A 15,440-nucleotide genomic window follows, 5' to 3' on the forward strand; every position below is an offset into this window, starting at 1 on the left:
AATTCAATGCTCCCAGAAATAGACGGTTGCGGGTTCGGGTTCCCAGACCCTCGCATTGTCTATGCCAGGCAGTTTGGTCAGCGCGCGATATTCCGAGCCGAAGGCGACATACTGGTCGGTCTCGGCCATCACGGCGGGCTTGCAGGCGATCGGATCGCGCACCACGCCAAAGCCGTTCTTGGTGCCGACGACGAAGGTGAAGAAGCCGTCGAGGTCGGAGAGCGTGCCTTCCAGCGCTTCGCCGAGATTCTTGCCATGCGCCATCTGCGACGAGAGATAGGCGGCGGCCACTTCAGTGTCGTTCTCGGTCTCGAATTTCATGCCTTCGCGGATCAACTCGCGGCGGACATTGTTGTGGTTCGACAGCGAGCCATTGTGCACAAGGCACTGGTCGGCGCCGGTCGAGAACGGATGCGCGCCCATTGTCGTCACAGCCGATTCCGTCGCCATCCGGGTGTGGCCAATGCCATGCGTGCCGGTCATCTTGCGGACATCGAAGCGATCGACGACCGCCTCGGGCAGGCCAACTTCCTTGTAGATCTCGACAACGTCGCCGGCGCCCATGATGCGGATGTCGGGGCGCAGCGTCTGGATGGTTTCGCGCGCTTCATCGATCTTGGCGGGCGTGGTCCTGACGACCGCATGGGTGGATTTCACCGCGATCGTCACCGGGGTGCCGATGGCCTTGGCGAGCTCCGCCTCGAGGCCGCGGAAATCGCGGTCCGGCTTGGCCGACTGAATGGTGATCTTGGCCTCATTTTTGGAAGGCGCGCCATAGATGGCAATGCCGGCGCTGTCGGGACCGCGATCGCTGAGCGAGATCAGCATCTGCGACAGCATCGCGCCAAGCTGGGGCTCCAGCGACTTGTCCTTCAAAAACAGTCCGACAATTCCACACATGTCAGCCTCCCGATGTTTGTAGCTAAGAGATCGTTTGTAGCTAAGAGAGGATGTATCGAATGAGTTGCACAAATTCAATCGTATGAAAAAAATATTCCTCTAGTTACCTATGCGGCTCAATGCCGCTCTGCGCACTGTCGCCGTCTCGCCGGGCATTGTGAACCCATTTCGCGGTGCGGATGCGAGCGATCTTGTAGGCGTCGAGAATCGACAAGGCATAGATCAGGAAGCCGCCGGCGTGACGGCCGACAAAGCTGGCATCCGACGGTGCGATCTTGGCCGTCACCCATGCCAGGATCACCATGAAGAAAAGGAACTGCAGGCCGCGCACCGGCACGCCGAGAATGACATGCCCGCTTCCCGGCAACAAGATTGCGGCGCCGAGAACCAGATAGGGGTTGGTGGGTGCAGTGGTGGGAATGGTCATGCGGCCTGCCGTTCGCTTTTGTTGATGGCGTCGCGAAGCGCCGACACCGACACCAGCAGTCTTTCGATCAGCGCGGGATCGAGTGTGGCGTCGCCGAATTCGGCCTGCCGAAAGACGCCATAACGCGCCCGTTCGGCTTCGGCCAGCAGCCACACGATGCGTACCCCTTTCGGGGTGATCAGCAGTTCCTTGGCGCGCCCTTCGGAAAAAATCCCGAGGTGGCCGGCGATGGTCTCCAGTGGGAAGTGGACGCCCCTGCGATCGGTCCGCAACACGGCCTCAGCCGGAAATGCTGAGCTCTTCGGCAGCGTGTGCTCGAGATGATCGAAATTGGAGAAGGTCGTCGGCGATCCCGGCCGCATCATCATGTCGAACGTCGCCGGCACCGCGACCTCTTCGGTGATCGAAACACTGAGCCAGCGCGCCGGCAGTTTTCGCGTCGCCAGCGTATCGACGATGGTGCGCACCTGGACACGTTTGCCGTTCCAGGATCCTTCCCAGGTGATGACGCCGGCGGTGCCATCCGAAACATTGGCAGCGTCGGCGATGACTGTGCGGATGCGGCCCTGCTCGACGGCGAGCGCCATCGACGCCCTGCTGTGGCTGGCACGCGCCTGCCAGGCAAGGTGGAGGACGACAGCTAGGACAATGGCCCCGGCCAGCAGTGCTGATGTCACCTCGGACATTTTCTCATGCCAGGCCCGCCCGGGATCCGGACGGGCCTACTCCCATCAATAACCCTGCGGCTTTGGCCACGGCATGGTGAATTGGTCGCCGCGCCGCACGAATTTGTAGCGATAGAAATGGAACCACAGCGAGATCAGGAAATAGAAGGCGACCATGGCGATCAGCTGCGAGCCGAAGCCGAGGAAGATGGCGAAGAAGGTCACCACGCACAGGCAAAACAGCACGATGGCCGGGATCGGGTGGAAGGGGTGCGTGTAGCCGCGCCGGATCGAGCCCAGCGGCCACTTCTTGCGGAACATGATGATGTTGATGCTCATGAAGGTATATTGCAGCACGCCCGACAGGATCGAGAAGGTGATCGCCTGGTTGAGGTCGGCGATGAAGGCGAAGGCCAGCGCGATCGGCAGCAGGAACAGGATCGAACGATAGGGCGTGCGATATCTCGGATGCACGGCCGAGAACCATGTCGGCAGATAGCGGTCGCGGCCGAGCGAGAACCAGGCGCGCGCCGCATCGTTGATGCAGCCATTGGCGGAGGCCATTGCAGCAAGCAGCGTGGCGACGAACAACAGGTTCTCGAGCAGCGGGCTGCCAGTCAGTTTGCCGGCGTCCCACAGCGGATAATAGGTGATGCCGAGATATTCCCATGGCATCATCGAGGCGCAGACATACCAGGTCATGGCGGCTGCGATCAAAAGCGTGATCATGCCGGCCATGGTGCCGTAAGGCAGCGAGCGGGCCGGCGAGCGCACTTCCTCGGCGGCCTGTGTGGTGCCCTCGATGCCGAGATAGTACCAGATGCCGAACTGGAAGGCGGCGATGACGCCGATCCAGCCATAGGGGAGCGCATTGCCGGGAGTGACCAACTCGTTCAGCTTCAGCACGGCGCCTTGCGTCCACGGGCTGACCGAAAAGAACAGGATGACAATCGAGATATAGGCGACTGCTGTGATGACGAAGTTGACGTTGAGCGTCATCAGCACGCCGCGATAGTTCAGCCACGCCAGCACGACGATGGTCGCGGCGATGAAGGAATTGTGGGTGAGCCCTTCGACGCCGGCCTTGGCGACGATGGTGTCGCCGAGCAGGATGGCGTCGGACACTTCGAGCATGGTGTAGGCAAAGACCAGGAACAGCGCGACGTTGAACGCCATCAGCGGTCCGACGATGTGCTTTGCCTGCGCATACTGGCCGCCGGCGGCGGCCACGGTCGATGTCACCTCGGAATCGATCATGGCGACCGAGGTGTAGAGCAATCCCACGACCCAGCAGACGATCAGCGCGGCCAGTGCGCCACCCTTGTCGGCCGAGAAATTCCAGCCGGTGAATTCGCCGACCAGGACGATGCCGACGCCGAGCGCCCAGACATGGGCCGGTCCGAGCACGCGCAGGAGTGAAACTCTGTCCCCTTGGGCAGCCGGGGCAGCCGGTTCAAGTGCGATCGTCATTGTTCAATCCTCACTCAGATCCGGTGTTTTTCGGAAGTGGCTTCCAGTTCGCCTTCGCGCGAGGAGGTCAGCACCTCTTCGGAGAAGGTCGTGTCGACCTTGAACCAGTCGTAGAGCATCCACAAAGCGAGCACGATCGAGATGCCCCAGCATGCGTAAGAGAGTGCCACCCACATGATCGTGTCCCCCGAATTAGATCGTCCTCAGAACTCTTACTTGTCGTCGAATTTTTCGTTGATGACGTCGCGGTATTCGCGGTCTGATGCACGAAACAGGAAGATGAAATAACCGATCAGCACCGCCGCCATGATGATCAGCGTCGGCCAGTCGATGACATAGTGGAAGCGGTTCTGGATGATGTCGTGCGCGGTCTCGGGCGTATAGCCGAGCTTTTCCCAGATAGACGCCATGGTCGGGTTCTGGCCTAGCGCTTCCCAGGTCTTGGCGTCGAGCGCGTCGATGGATTTCGCCGCGCCGGCGAGGCCCAGCTTGAGCGGTAGCCACAGTGCCACGAAAATGGCGACGACGACGACGGCGATGTCGAAAACCTGCCCGGCCTTGCTTTGCTCCGGCGGCGTGTAGCGGGACATCTCTTCTACCCCTCAGGACTTGCGGTTGCTGAACGCGTCGGCGTTCTTGATGTCGAGCCCGTAAATGAATTCCTTGTCTTCCTTGTAGTGCTTGACCATCGCCAGGATGGCCGCGGTGTTGAAGATCAGCACGGCGGCGGCGGCGATCGCGACGACGGCCTTGATGCCGCTGTGCGGGATGTAGGGCCATGTCATGAGGAGGACGAAGAGGATCGTCGCCCACAGGCAGACGATCAGGAGCGCGGCTCCGCGCAGGTCGGAACGGTACAGCGCTTCGATGCGCTGCTGCATGTCTGACATCGGTTTCTCCCCTTTTCCGCCGTCCGGTTCCGAATCTCCCGTCCGCCGTCCTCTTTCAACAGAGTGAAATTTTTTTCATAAGTTCTGTCTGAATCCCGCAATTGTCAAGCGCGATTTACGCGGGGTTAACCGTTTGCTTGGCGCAACGGATTTTGCCTGAGAATGAAATTAATTGCTTATGGGTATTGCGGCGCCCGGAGGTTTGCGATCAATATTCGGCCAAAGCTCCCGCCGCTGCGCAGGGGGCAGGGAACAGCAGAGCATTATCGAAACGGAGGACGAGCGGATGACGGCATCCTGGAGATTTTCGACCCTGGCGGATCGCCATCGCGCGCTCGGTTCGAAGCTCGAAGACTGGAGCGGCATGGGAACCGCCTGGACCTACGACAAGGATGCCGACGAGGAGTACATCGCCATCCGCACCAAGGCTGGTCTGATGGATGTCTCCGGCCTCAAGAAAGTCCATATCACCGGGCCGCATGCCTCACACCTGATCGACCTGGCGACGACGCGCGATGTCGAAAAGATCTATCCCGGCAAGTCGGCCTATGCCTGCATGCTGAACGAGGCGGGGAAATTCACCGACGATTGCATCCTCTACCGCACCGGCCCCAATGCATGGATGGTCGTGCATGGTTCGGGCACCGGCCATGAGGAGTTGCAGCGTGCTTCGGTAGGACGCGACGTCTCGCTGCGCTTCGACGACAATCTGCACGATCTGTCGCTGCAGGGTCCGACAGCGGTCGACTATCTGGCCAAGCACGTGCCGGGTATTCGCGACCTCAACTATTTCCATCACATGCAGACGCAGCTGTTCGGTCTTCCGGTGATGATCTCGCGCACCGGCTATACCGGCGAGCGCGGCTACGAGATCTTCTGCCGCGGCCAGGATGCCGGCACGATCTGGGACAGGATCCTCGACGAGGGCAAGAGCGCCGGCATCATTCCGTGCCGCTTCACCACGCTCGACATGCTGCGCGTCGAAAGTTATCTGCTCTTCTACCCCTATGACAACTCCCAAAAATATCCGTTTGAGAACGAAGGCCCAGGCGACACGCTTTGGGAACTCGGCCTCGACTTCACCGTCAGCCCTGGCAAGACCGGCTTTCGCGGTGCCGAGGAGCACTATCGTCTGAAGGGCAAGGAGCGCTTCAAGATCTATGGCGTCCTGCTCGACGGTAAGGAGCCGGCCGATGAAGGCGCGCCGGTCTATCGCGACGGCAAAAAGGTCGGCGTGGTGACCTGCGCCATGTATTCGCCGCTGGTCGAGAAATCGATGGGCATCGCCCGACTCGACGTCGACTGCGCGGTCAAGGACACCAAGCTCGAAATCCGCAACAAGAGCGGTGCCATCAAGGCGACGGCGCAGCCACTGCCATTCGACGATCCCAAGAAGACCAAGCGCACCGCGAAAGGTTGAGGCATAGTCAACGGCGAGGGGTTCGAGGCACGAAGGCATAAATGGCAGCCAAAAGCATCATCAGCCGGCCGGTTTACGGAACTTTGTCTCCGCAACCCGGCAAGCATCATCTTTTCATCGCGGACGCGGAAGGGGCGCTGGCAATAGCGGAGATGGCCGGGAGGGCGCCCCCCAGGTTTTTCGACGACGCCGAAGTCGTCTTCATTCCTGGGCCGGACGGCAAACACACCGTCGCGCTCGAAGCGTTGAAGCCGGCACAGTTCCACCAGGCGCCGTCCTTTGCCAGCCTGTTGCCACGGCTCCGGCAGACACTGGCCAACGCGCATATGGGCCTGCGCCTCTATCTCTCGGGCACCGAGGGCCTGATCGGCCAGGCGATGCAGGTGGCGCTTGAAGCCGGCATCGACCACACCTCGATCCAGACCGAGCACCGCGGCTCGCTGGCGCGGCGCATGCAATGCGTCCACTGCAAGGGCATCACCGAGAATGTCACGACGCAGCCGGCGACCTGCGCGCATTGCGGCCTGCTGCTTCTGGTGCGCGACCATTATTCCAGGCGCATCGCAGCCTTCCAGGGCGTCTGCATCAATGCGGAAGATCGCAGCGAAATTCCTCCGATGGAGGAGATTTTCCGATGAGCACCGGCACCACTAAGCTAGACGTCGTTGTCAGCGATGTCGTCCCGGTCAACGACCTGGTCAGCCGCTTCCATTTCCGCCGGCGCGACGGCAACCTGTTGCCGACATTTTCCGGCGGCGCGCACGTTGTCGTTGAAATGCGCGATGGCGAACGGACCCGGCTCAATCCCTATTCGCTGATGGGCTCGCCACTCGATACGCGCGAATACACGATCTCGGTGCGCCGTGACGATGTCGGGCGCGGCGGCTCGCTGTTCATGCACCGGAGCGTCAAGCCCGGCATGGAGATGGTGGTCAGCTATCCGGTCAACCTGTTCTCGCTCGACCTGCGCGCCAAAAAGCATCTGATGCTGGCCGGCGGCATCGGCATCACGCCGTTCATGGCGCAGACCGCGCAGCTGGCGGCGGAGGGCGGCAATTTCGAACTGCATTACACCGTCCGCACCGCATCGCTCGGCACCTATGCGGATGTGCTGCGCGCGCGCTACGACCGCAGGGTCAGGCTCTATCATGATGACCTCGACGAGCGCATCGGACTCGACCGGTTGCTGTCGACGCAGCCGCTCGGCACGCATCTCTATGTCTGCGGCCCGGCCGGCATGATCAACTGGGTGCGCGATCGGGCTGCTGCCTTGGGCTGGCCGCCGGAGACCGTGCATTTCGAGCATTTCGCGGCACCCCAGCCCGGGCTGCCGTTCGACGTGACGCTTGCCGTCAGCGGCAAGGCGATCCGCGTCGACGAACAGCAGAGCCTCTTGGAAGCGATCGAGGCGGCCGGCGTCGATCCGCCTTACCTCTGCCGCGGCGGCGTCTGCGGCCAGTGCGAAACCAACGTCATCTCTTGCGACGGCAAGTTCATCCACAACGACCACTGGCTAAGCGAGGAAGAGCACCGTTCGGGCAAGAAGATCATGCCGTGCGTGTCGCGCTTCGAAGGCCGGTCGCTGGTCCTGGAACGGTAGGAGAAAATCATGGGCATTACCTTTCGCAAGGAAACGTTCCGCGACGACTTCACCTTCAAGAACAGCCCCGAGCACATAAGGCGGTTTCCGTTCCCGTTCCACGAAGACGCCTACATGTATGCGGTCAACATCGAGCCGCATGTCGTCGGACCCAGGGGCAGCGTGCTGGAAAACCTGATCGACGTCGACGAGCACTATGTCGCCGAGATGCAGGACCGCGCGCTGGTCCTGGCTGAGGATCCGCTGCGCTGCCAGTCGCTGCCGCACATGACGCTGGCCGGCTGGGACCTGCTCGAATTGCTGATGGAGCAGCAGGCGCTGGGCTATCCCGAGCATTTCACGCTGACCCGCGACGGCGATCGCTGGCGCTGGATCAACCGGCCGCTCGGTATCGACGACACCTTCACTTTCGGCGACACCTCGACGTTGCCTTACGGCCCGATGGAATACATCACCCGGCAGAGCCAGGGCGATTTCTGCATCCTCGACCAGCGCGACGGCAATCTGTGGATGGATGCCGGCATGGTCACCACCCAGGCCGACTGGTCGCTCGATTTCGACATCGGCATGAACTTCTTCGAATGGCATGCGCCGGTGCCGCTGGCGCATGAGAAGGGGATTTTCGTCAGGGCGCTGAAATTCCTCACCAACATCCAGCAGGGCAAGCCGGCGCGGCGCCTGAATTGGACGATGACCATCAATCCGCGCCTCGACACCAGTCCGGAAAACTACCACAAATGGGGTCCGGACCGGGCGACGGTGACGCCGGAGAATGTCGGCGACAAGGTGCATCTGCGTGTCGAACTGCAGAGTTTCTGGCGCCTGCCGCGCTCCAACGGCATCGTCTTCCCGATCCGCTGCTATCTGATCAAGATGGACGAATTGGTGACGCAGCCCAAATGGGCACGGCGCCTGCACCGCGTCATCCGCGACCTGCCCGACGAACTCGCCAACTACAAGGGCCTGACGCGCTATCGTCCGGCGTTGGTCGAGTGGCTGTCGAAGCTGGATGATGGGAGTGCGACAAGTTCGGGCTTTGGGCCGGATTAGAGCCTGCTGGGAGAGAAAGAAAGGAGCCCGGCGGGACGGTTTCGCTCCCTTCCTCTACCCCGTCGATCGGGGAGAGGTGTCGAGCGAAGCTCGACGGAGTGGGGGTCGACCTGATTCGGCGGTTGTGAGTTCGCGCCCAGGCGATGCTTCCGATTGTTCAGCTGCCTGCCGAGATTTCAGGCCCGCTCGGTCGTGCCACTTGTCGGCGGGTTCGGCGTTTGAGGACCGCCTTCCCCCACTCCGTCGCTGCTTCGCAGCGCCACCTCTCCCCCTCCGGAGGGAGAGGAAGAGAGTTTTGCGGGACAGCTAACCTCACCCCGCGCTCTGCGGATAGCAAATGATCGACAAATAGCGCATCGGCAGCTTCGTCAACTGTTCCGGCCCGTGCGGTGCGTCGGCATCGAAGAACAGGCTGTCGCCGGGCTTCATCGGGTAAAGGTTGCTGCCGTGCCGGTAAACCACCTCGCCTTCCAGCATGTAGAGGAACTCCATGCCCTCATGCTGGAAGGTCGGGAACACATCGGAATCCTCGGTCAGTGTGATCAGATAGGGTTCGACGACGACGCCGCTGGTGTTGGAGCCGATATGGCCGAGCAGATTGTACTGATGGCCTGCACGGGTGCCGCGGCGCTCGACATCGAGGCCTTGGCCGGCCTTGACGAAGACGGCGCTGCGCTCTTCCTCAAAGCGGCGGAAAAAGGCGGTGACCGGAACGCCGAGCGCCCGCGACAGCGCCTGCAAGGTGGTCAGCGACGGCGAGGTGATGCCGTTCTCGATCTTCGACAGCATGCCCAGAGAAATGTCGGTGGCGACCGCCAGATCGGCGACGGTGATACCGAGCTTCTTGCGGAACGCCCGCACCTCGCGGCCGATCGCCACCTCCAGCACTTTTTCGCGCGTGTCGCGAATGGCATGCGGGTTCTGCGTCAGCGGCGCGCGGATGGTCTTGCCGTCGGCCGAAACCTTTGGCAGCGGCTTGGCCGTCGCACCGGCGAGACCAGCCTTGGGATCGGAAACCTTCTTCGCCATGTCGCCCCCGGCACTCCTGGGATTTATTTCACTCTAGGTGAACATGTCAGGTGCCGATACAGGAGCGCAACTGCGACGGCAAGTCGCGTGAACGCGCATGCGGATGATAATGATGTTTGGCAGCGTCCGGTTTTTCGCGGGAAATCCGCCCGCGCGGAACCTTGTTTCAGCATCGGGCTGTTGACAGCACGAAAGGGCCAATTACTGTGAGTGAAATTTGTTTCGTAAGAGCAATTCAGATCGGGAGGCCTGCCATGAAAAGTCGCGTTGCCGTCATCGGAGCCGGCCCGTCCGGCCTGGCACAGCTCAGGGCTTTCAAGTCGGCGGCCGACAAAGGCGCCGACATTCCCGAAATCGTCTGCTTCGAAAAGCAGTCCGACTGGGGCGGCCTGTGGAATTACACCTGGCGTACAGGTCTCGACGAACATGGTGACCCGGTGCACGGCTCGATGTACCGCTACCTCTGGTCGAACGGACCGAAGGAATGCCTGGAATTTGCTGACTACACATTTGAGGAGCATTTCGGCCGGCCGATCGGCTCCTATCCGCCGCGCGCGGTGCTGTGGGACTACATCAAGGGCCGCGTCGAAAAATCCGGCCTGCGCAAATGGGTGCGCTTTAACAGCCCGGTGCGCATGGTGACGTTTTCCGACGAGACGAAGAAATTCACCGTCACCGCGCATGACCGCACCAACGATGTCACCTACTCCGAAGAGTTCGACAATGTCGTCGTCGCTTCCGGGCATTTCTCGGTGCCCAACGTGCCCTATTTCGAAGGCTTTTCCACCTTCAACGGCCGCATCCTGCACAGCCATGATTTTCGCGACGCGATGGAGTTCAAGGGCAAGGATATCCTGATCATCGGCCGCTCCTATTCGGCCGAGGACATCGGCTCGCAGTGCTACAAATACGGCGCCAAATCCATCACCTCCAGCTACCGCTCGAAGCCGATGGGCTTCAAATGGCCGGACAATTGGAAAGAGGTGCCGCTGCTGCAGAAGGTTGTGGGCAAGACCGCGCATTTCAAGGATGGCACCACTAGGGATGTCGATGCCATCATCCTGTGCACCGGCTATTTGCACTCCTTCCCGTTCCTCACCGAAGAACTGAAGCTGAAGACCGCCAACCGCATGTGGCCGGACGGGCTCTATGAGGGCGTCGTCTGGGAGAAGAACCCGAAACTGTCCTTCATAGGCATGCAGGACCAGTTCTACACCTTCAACATGTTCGACGCGCAGGCCTGGTTCGCGCGCGACGTCATCATGGGCCGCATCAAGCTGCCGTCCGCCGAGGCGATGACCGAGCACGGCGCGAAGTGGCGCGCGCGTGAGGAAACGCTCGAAGACGCCGAGCAGATGATCTGGTTCCAGGGCGACTACACCAAGGAATTGATGGATCAGACCGACTATCCCGGTTTCGACGTCGAGGCGGTCAACCAGACCTTCATGGAGTGGGAGCACCACAAGGGCGAAGACATCATGAGCTTCCGCGACCACGCCTATCGCTCGCTGATGACCGGCACCATGGCGCCACTGCATCATACGCCCTGGCTGCAGGCACTGGACGATTCGATGGAGAGCTATCTCGAGGTGAAGGGGGTCGCGGCGGAATAGCGGGTGGGCTTGCCTTCAGGCCGGCACCGCGACCCAGCCGTGGCGACTCTTGCCGTAGACAGACTGTGTCGGCTCCGGGAATGACGGGTCGCCGAAACAGCCGACGGCAACGGCCACCGCTGCGGGTCTCCGCGATGGATACCAGAAAACCGTCGAGCCGCACGTTCCGCAGAAATGGAAGGTGACGGGAAAGCCGCTGTCGGAATCACGTTGGTATGTCTGGAATGAGCCGCTGATCTCGATCGCGGCGGCATCGAAGAAGGCGGCGATCCCGAACGGACTGCCGGTCCGTCGCTGACAGTCCAGGCAATGGCAAAGCGAGACCTTGGCCGACTCTTGCGGGCATCGGATCTGCAATTGGCCGCAGGTGCAGCGAGCTGTCCGGCCTGTCATCACTCTCTCCTTTGCAGGGTTGGGCGGTTCAGCTTTACTCAATCCAGCGGATAGTCGGGAGCAGCATCGGTCTCCGTCACCTTGACCGACAACACGTCGCAGTCGTTGGCCCAGTCGGGGCCATCGCCGCGCATCGCCATCGTGTCGGCCATCAGCAGGAACTGCATGGTTCTGAGCGCCCAGTCGGTCGGCTCTTCCGGCCAGGCGAAGACGCCGGCGGCGTCGCCGCCGAATTTCACATGGTGGCAGACGAAACCGACCTCGACCTTCCAGGATCGCAGCGTTGCGCCTGGTGGTGGGTAGGGCGGGTCGGGAAGCTCGAAGTAATTGGCGACATGAATTTTTGTCGGCACATCAGGCGCGATGCCCTTGGCTTTGAAGGCGGCAACGGCGTCCTCATGGAATCGCTCGAGCAGGCCTTGCCCCGACAGCCTGTAGGTCGCGCGGAAGAAGCCGCCGCACCAGACGGATTCGTTGGTGTCGTTGGAGATCAGCAGAGTGGCGCGAAAACGGCGCAGCCTTGGCGCCAGCGCCGGCCAGTCGCATTCGGCAGGTGTCGCCGGCGTCGCGATGAACTCGTCGAGAAGATCGCTGCCGCGCACCGGGCTGCTCAATACCGGGCAGTCTTCGCCGTAGAGGTGCCAGAGCTTTCGCAACTCCGCTGCCGCGATGCCGGGCTTTCGCAGTTCCTCCACCGAGGCGCGGACCCGCGCGATCGCATAGTTCGTCGCCGCCTCCAGCGTGCCGAAGCCGGATATCAGGTGCTCGCCGTCCGGCTCGCCGGTTCTGGCCATATCGAAAACGAGGACGGCGAAGGGTGGCTCGCCCGGCTCGGACATCCGGCTTCTATCCCAGCCTTGCCCTGGCCTTCGCCGTCCAGGCATTGAACAGCCGGTCGGCGACGATGCCGATGAAGGCGATGGCCAAGCCCGCAACGATACCACGACCGGAATCGGCCTTGGACAGCGCAATGAACACTTCCTGGCCGAGATCGCGCGTGCCGACCATGGCGCAGATGATGATCATCGCCAGTGCCATCAGGATCGTCTGGTTGACGCCCAGCATGATCTCCGGCAGCGCCAGCGGCAGTTGCACGCGAAAGAAGGTCTGGCGCGGCGTGCAGCCCGACACCTTCGCCGCTTCGATCAGCGCCGGCGGCACCTGCCTGATGCCGTGATTGGTGTAGCGGATCGCCGGCACCACGGCGAAGGCGACGGTGGCGATCATCGCAGTGACGTCGCCGACCCGAAACAGCATCACCACCGGAATGATGAAGCAGAAGGACGGCAGCACCTGCAGCGTATCGATGACAGGCGTGACGATCTTTTCGAAGCGGTCGCTGCGCGCGGCCATCAGGCCGATGGGGATGCCGATAAGGCAGGCGATGAAGGCCGAGATGCCGCAGAGATAGACCGTCGCCATGGTCTTTTCCCACAGCCCGGTGACGGCACAGAAGGCGGTCAATGCGGCGACCAATATGGCCAGGCGGAAGCCGCTAAGCTGGTAGCCGGCGAGGCCAAGCAGGAAGACGGCGCCCAGCCAGGGAAAGCCTTCGCAGAAGGCACGCAGCGGGTTCAGCACATTGAGGATGAGCGCCACGCGAAACGCTTCGATCGTGTCGAAGAAATTGATCGTCACCCAGTTCACCGCTGCCCTCCATAGCGGCGCGGTGGTGAAGGTGATCGCTTTCGGCACTGCCGCGAAGGCCGGCACGAACAGGCCAAGCAGCGTGGTGATGACAAGGATGGCGATGGCCAGTGTCAGATTGGGGTAGCGCCGCCAGAGGCCGAGGCTTGCCTCCTGATGGACATGGCCCTTTGCTTGGCTGTGCGCGATGGCCTGGCTCAGACGGTCGAGCGCAATGGCCAGTGCCACGATGGCAAGGCCGGCTTCCATCGCCTCGCCGACCTTCAGTGCGCGCAGCGCCAGGAGCACGTCGTAGCCGAGGCCGCCGGCGCCGATCATCGAGGCGATGATCACCATGTTCAGCGCCAGCATGATCACCTGGTTGACGCCGACCATCAGTGTCGGCCGTGCCGAGGGCAGCAGCACTCGCCACAGTTTCTGCCGCGCCGTGCAGCCTGCCATCTCGCTGAAATCGTCGATCTCCGACGGCACCCGCGACAGGCCGAGCATCGTTGCCCGCACCATCGGCGGCGTGGCGAAGATGGCGGTCGCAATCATCGCCGACACCGGGCTGTTGCCGAACAGCAGCAGCATCGGGATGAGATAGGCGAAGGTCGGAATCGTCTGCATCAGGTCAAGGGCAGGGGAGACGATGAGCCTTTCTGCCCATGGCTTGCGCCACGCCCAGATGCCGGCGAACAGCCCGGTGACGATGCAGAACGGCACCGCGATGGAAATCAGCGCCAGCGTCAGCATGGCACTGGTCCATTGGCCGAACAGGGCGATGTAGAGGAAGCAGCCGCCGACCAGCAGGCTGAGCTTTCTGCCGCCAACGGCATGTCCAGCAAGGAAGGCGGCGGCGCAGACGCCGACCCAGGACAGGCGCGGCAGGACATAGGCGTCAGCGCCATGGCCGATCTTGAAATTCTTGGCCAGCAGATTGAGCGCGAAATCGAGGGGAACGCCGAGCACCGCGGTGATCGAGCGGGTCAACCAGGACAGGTTCGACTTGATCCAGCGCATCAGCGCGCTGACCCAATCGGCGACCGGCACGACGGCGCTTGCCGGATAGTTGACGGCCCAGGGCAGGCGGTCCTGCAACAGGAACACGACAAGCACGGCGCCAAGCGCTGCCGCCCAGACCAGCAGCCAGACCTGAATCGGTCGTGACCCCGTCTCGCTGGCGCTTGCTGTCACCGTCATGCGCCGACCCTTGAGCGATCGATGCCGGCCAACAGATCGATCACCGCTTGCGGCGTCACCTCGCCGATCGGCTTGCCGGTGCCGTTGACCACCGCGAACGGCTTGTTGGCGGCAACGATGCCGGCCGAGAAGCTGGCGATCTTGGCATCCGGGGCAACGGTGCCGCCATGTTCCGAGCCGTCGCAGGCGCGCATCAGGCTGCGTGCTGAAATAACCTTGGCGCGGTCGACGTCCCGGGTGAACTCGGCGACATAGTCGGTCGCCGGATTGACCACCAGCTCCTCCGGCGTGCCGATCTGGATGACCTCGCCATCCTTCATGATGGCGATGCGGTCGGCCAGCCGGATGGCCTCGTCGAAATCATGGGTGATGAAGACGATGGTCTTGTGCAGCATGGTCTGCAGCCGCATCAGCTCGTCCTGCATTTCGCGGCGGATCAGCGGATCGAGCGCCGAGAACGGCTCGTCGAGGAACCAGATTTCCGGTTTTGTCGCCAGGCTCCGGGCGATGCCGACACGCTGCTGCTGGCCGCCGGACAGCTCGCGCGGATAGAAATGCTCGCGGCCACGCAGGCCGACAAGTTCGATGACCTCGCGCGCCCGCGCTTCGCGTGTCGCCCGGTCCTGACCCTGGATGCCGAGCGGGAAGGCGATGTTCTCCAGCACGTTGAGATGCGGCAGCAGGGCAAAGTTCTGGAACACCATGCCCATGCGGTGCCGCCGCAATTCGATGAGTGCTGCATCGGAGATTTTCAGGAGGTCATTGCCTTCGAATTCGACCTTGCCATGGGTCGGCTCGACCAGCCGCGACATGCAGCGGACCAGCGTCGACTTGCCGGAGCCCGACAGGCCCATGATGATGAAAATCTCGCCCTGGCGGATTTCGAGGTCGACGGCGCGCACCGCGCCGACCAGCCCGGCAGCAGTGACGTCTGCCATGCTGGCCTTGCCGTCGCGTTCGCGGATGAAGTTGGCCGCGTTCGATCCGAACAGCTTCCAGACGTTGCGGCAGGCGAGCTTTATCGGACGGGCATCCTTTGGCGTGCCCACCACGTTTGGCTCCCGTTCAGTCTTGCCCGTCATTCAAACGTCCTTCTGGAACATCAAGAATTGAGACCCGGCTGATCAAGCAGCCGGGTCTCATTTTTCCAGTTG

The 15,440-nt window shown here is 62.1% G+C and carries 17 protein-coding genes; 5 read left to right on the plus strand and 12 right to left on the minus strand.

Features of this window, described 5'->3' with window-relative positions; translation table 11 throughout:
• Positions 1 to 3: 3 nt before the first annotated feature.
• The 7 genes from NKH95_RS02915 to NKH95_RS02945 all read right to left on the minus strand — a co-directional run bounded on the left by NKH95_RS02915 (position 4) and on the right by NKH95_RS02945 (position 4,352).
• Positions 4 to 900: a class II glutamine amidotransferase gene (locus NKH95_RS02915; RefSeq protein WP_023808738.1), complete on the minus strand. Its 897-nt coding sequence runs from the start codon at positions 898 to 900 to the stop codon at positions 4 to 6.
• A 103-nt stretch (positions 901 to 1,003) separates the two neighbouring features.
• Positions 1,004 to 1,327: a hypothetical protein gene (locus NKH95_RS02920; protein WP_352891017.1), complete on the minus strand. Its 324-nt coding sequence runs from the start codon at positions 1,325 to 1,327 to the stop codon at positions 1,004 to 1,006.
• Positions 1,324 to 2,013: a hypothetical protein gene (locus tag NKH95_RS02925; protein ID WP_023808736.1), complete on the minus strand. Its 690-nt coding sequence runs from the start codon at positions 2,011 to 2,013 to the stop codon at positions 1,324 to 1,326. The genes NKH95_RS02920 and NKH95_RS02925 overlap by 4 nt, the downstream gene beginning before the upstream one ends.
• A gap of 45 nt (positions 2,014 to 2,058) precedes the next feature.
• Positions 2,059 to 3,462 (minus strand): APC family permease, encoded by a 1,404-nt coding sequence (locus NKH95_RS02930; protein WP_023808735.1) that lies wholly within the window; start codon positions 3,460 to 3,462, stop codon positions 2,059 to 2,061.
• Positions 3,463 to 3,476: 14 nt separating this feature from the next.
• Entirely contained in the window at positions 3,477 to 3,638 is a 162-nt protein-coding gene (locus NKH95_RS02935; RefSeq protein ID WP_013532900.1) for a hypothetical protein, read from the minus strand.
• Between the two features lie 36 nt (positions 3,639 to 3,674).
• On the minus strand, positions 3,675 to 4,052 hold the full coding sequence (locus NKH95_RS02940) for a hypothetical protein (RefSeq protein ID WP_023808734.1): 378 nt from the start codon (positions 4,050 to 4,052) through the stop codon (positions 3,675 to 3,677).
• A gap of 12 nt (positions 4,053 to 4,064) precedes the next feature.
• Positions 4,065 to 4,352, minus strand: a complete 288-nt coding sequence (locus NKH95_RS02945; protein ID WP_023808733.1) for a hypothetical protein — start codon at positions 4,350 to 4,352, stop codon at positions 4,065 to 4,067.
• A 286-nt stretch (positions 4,353 to 4,638) separates the two neighbouring features.
• On the opposite strand from NKH95_RS02945, the gene NKH95_RS02950 reads away from it, so the two are divergent.
• From NKH95_RS02950 to NKH95_RS02965, 4 genes are read left to right on the plus strand one after another with little or no spacing between them, the layout of a single operon-like run.
• A complete protein-coding gene (locus NKH95_RS02950; RefSeq protein ID WP_023808732.1) occupies positions 4,639 to 5,772 on the plus strand; it encodes an aminomethyl transferase family protein in 1,134 nt (377 codons plus the stop codon).
• Positions 5,773 to 5,813: 41 nt separating this feature from the next.
• Positions 5,814 to 6,410 carry a dimethylamine monooxygenase subunit DmmA family protein gene (locus tag NKH95_RS02955; protein WP_023808731.1) on the plus strand — a complete coding sequence of 199 codons (597 nt, stop codon included), beginning with the start codon at positions 5,814 to 5,816 and terminating at the stop codon, positions 6,408 to 6,410.
• Positions 6,407 to 7,372 carry a PDR/VanB family oxidoreductase gene (locus NKH95_RS02960; RefSeq protein ID WP_023808730.1) on the plus strand — a complete coding sequence of 322 codons (966 nt, stop codon included), beginning with the start codon at positions 6,407 to 6,409 and terminating at the stop codon, positions 7,370 to 7,372. Before NKH95_RS02955 ends, NKH95_RS02960 begins: the two co-directional genes overlap by 4 nt.
• Before the next feature lie 9 nt (positions 7,373 to 7,381).
• Complete coding sequence (locus NKH95_RS02965) at positions 7,382 to 8,422, plus strand: heme-dependent oxidative N-demethylase family protein (protein ID WP_023808729.1); 1,041 nt, start codon at positions 7,382 to 7,384, stop codon at positions 8,420 to 8,422.
• A gap of 312 nt (positions 8,423 to 8,734) precedes the next feature.
• On the opposite strand, the gene NKH95_RS02970 is transcribed toward NKH95_RS02965, so the two are convergent.
• Positions 8,735 to 9,451, minus strand: coding sequence for a helix-turn-helix domain-containing protein (locus tag NKH95_RS02970; protein ID WP_127270283.1), 717 nt, complete (start codon positions 9,449 to 9,451; stop codon positions 8,735 to 8,737).
• 254 nt (positions 9,452 to 9,705) lie between these two features.
• On the opposite strand from NKH95_RS02970, the gene NKH95_RS02975 reads away from it, so the two are divergent.
• Positions 9,706 to 11,064 carry a trimethylamine monooxygenase gene (locus NKH95_RS02975; RefSeq protein WP_352440028.1) on the plus strand — a complete coding sequence of 453 codons (1,359 nt, stop codon included), beginning with the start codon at positions 9,706 to 9,708 and terminating at the stop codon, positions 11,062 to 11,064.
• A gap of 15 nt (positions 11,065 to 11,079) precedes the next feature.
• Here NKH95_RS02975 and NKH95_RS02980 read toward each other — a convergent pair whose 3' ends face one another.
• The 4 genes from NKH95_RS02980 to NKH95_RS02995 are packed head-to-tail and all read right to left on the minus strand — an operon-like array spanning position 11,080 to position 15,368.
• Positions 11,080 to 11,457: a GFA family protein gene (locus NKH95_RS02980; RefSeq protein ID WP_352772238.1), complete on the minus strand. Its 378-nt coding sequence runs from the start codon at positions 11,455 to 11,457 to the stop codon at positions 11,080 to 11,082.
• A 38-nt stretch (positions 11,458 to 11,495) separates the two neighbouring features.
• Complete coding sequence (locus tag NKH95_RS02985) at positions 11,496 to 12,296, minus strand: hypothetical protein (protein WP_352440027.1); 801 nt, start codon at positions 12,294 to 12,296, stop codon at positions 11,496 to 11,498.
• A gap of 7 nt (positions 12,297 to 12,303) precedes the next feature.
• A complete protein-coding gene (locus tag NKH95_RS02990) occupies positions 12,304 to 14,286 on the minus strand; it encodes an ABC transporter permease (RefSeq protein WP_352891021.1) in 1,983 nt (660 codons plus the stop codon).
• Complete coding sequence (locus NKH95_RS02995; RefSeq protein WP_352550932.1) at positions 14,283 to 15,368, minus strand: quaternary amine ABC transporter ATP-binding protein; 1,086 nt, start codon at positions 15,366 to 15,368, stop codon at positions 14,283 to 14,285. The genes NKH95_RS02990 and NKH95_RS02995 overlap by 4 nt, the downstream gene beginning before the upstream one ends.
• Positions 15,369 to 15,440: the final 72 nt, after the last annotated feature.

The organism is Mesorhizobium sp. M0848, assembly GCF_040319805.1.
Lineage (GTDB): Bacteria > Pseudomonadota > Alphaproteobacteria > Rhizobiales > Rhizobiaceae > Mesorhizobium.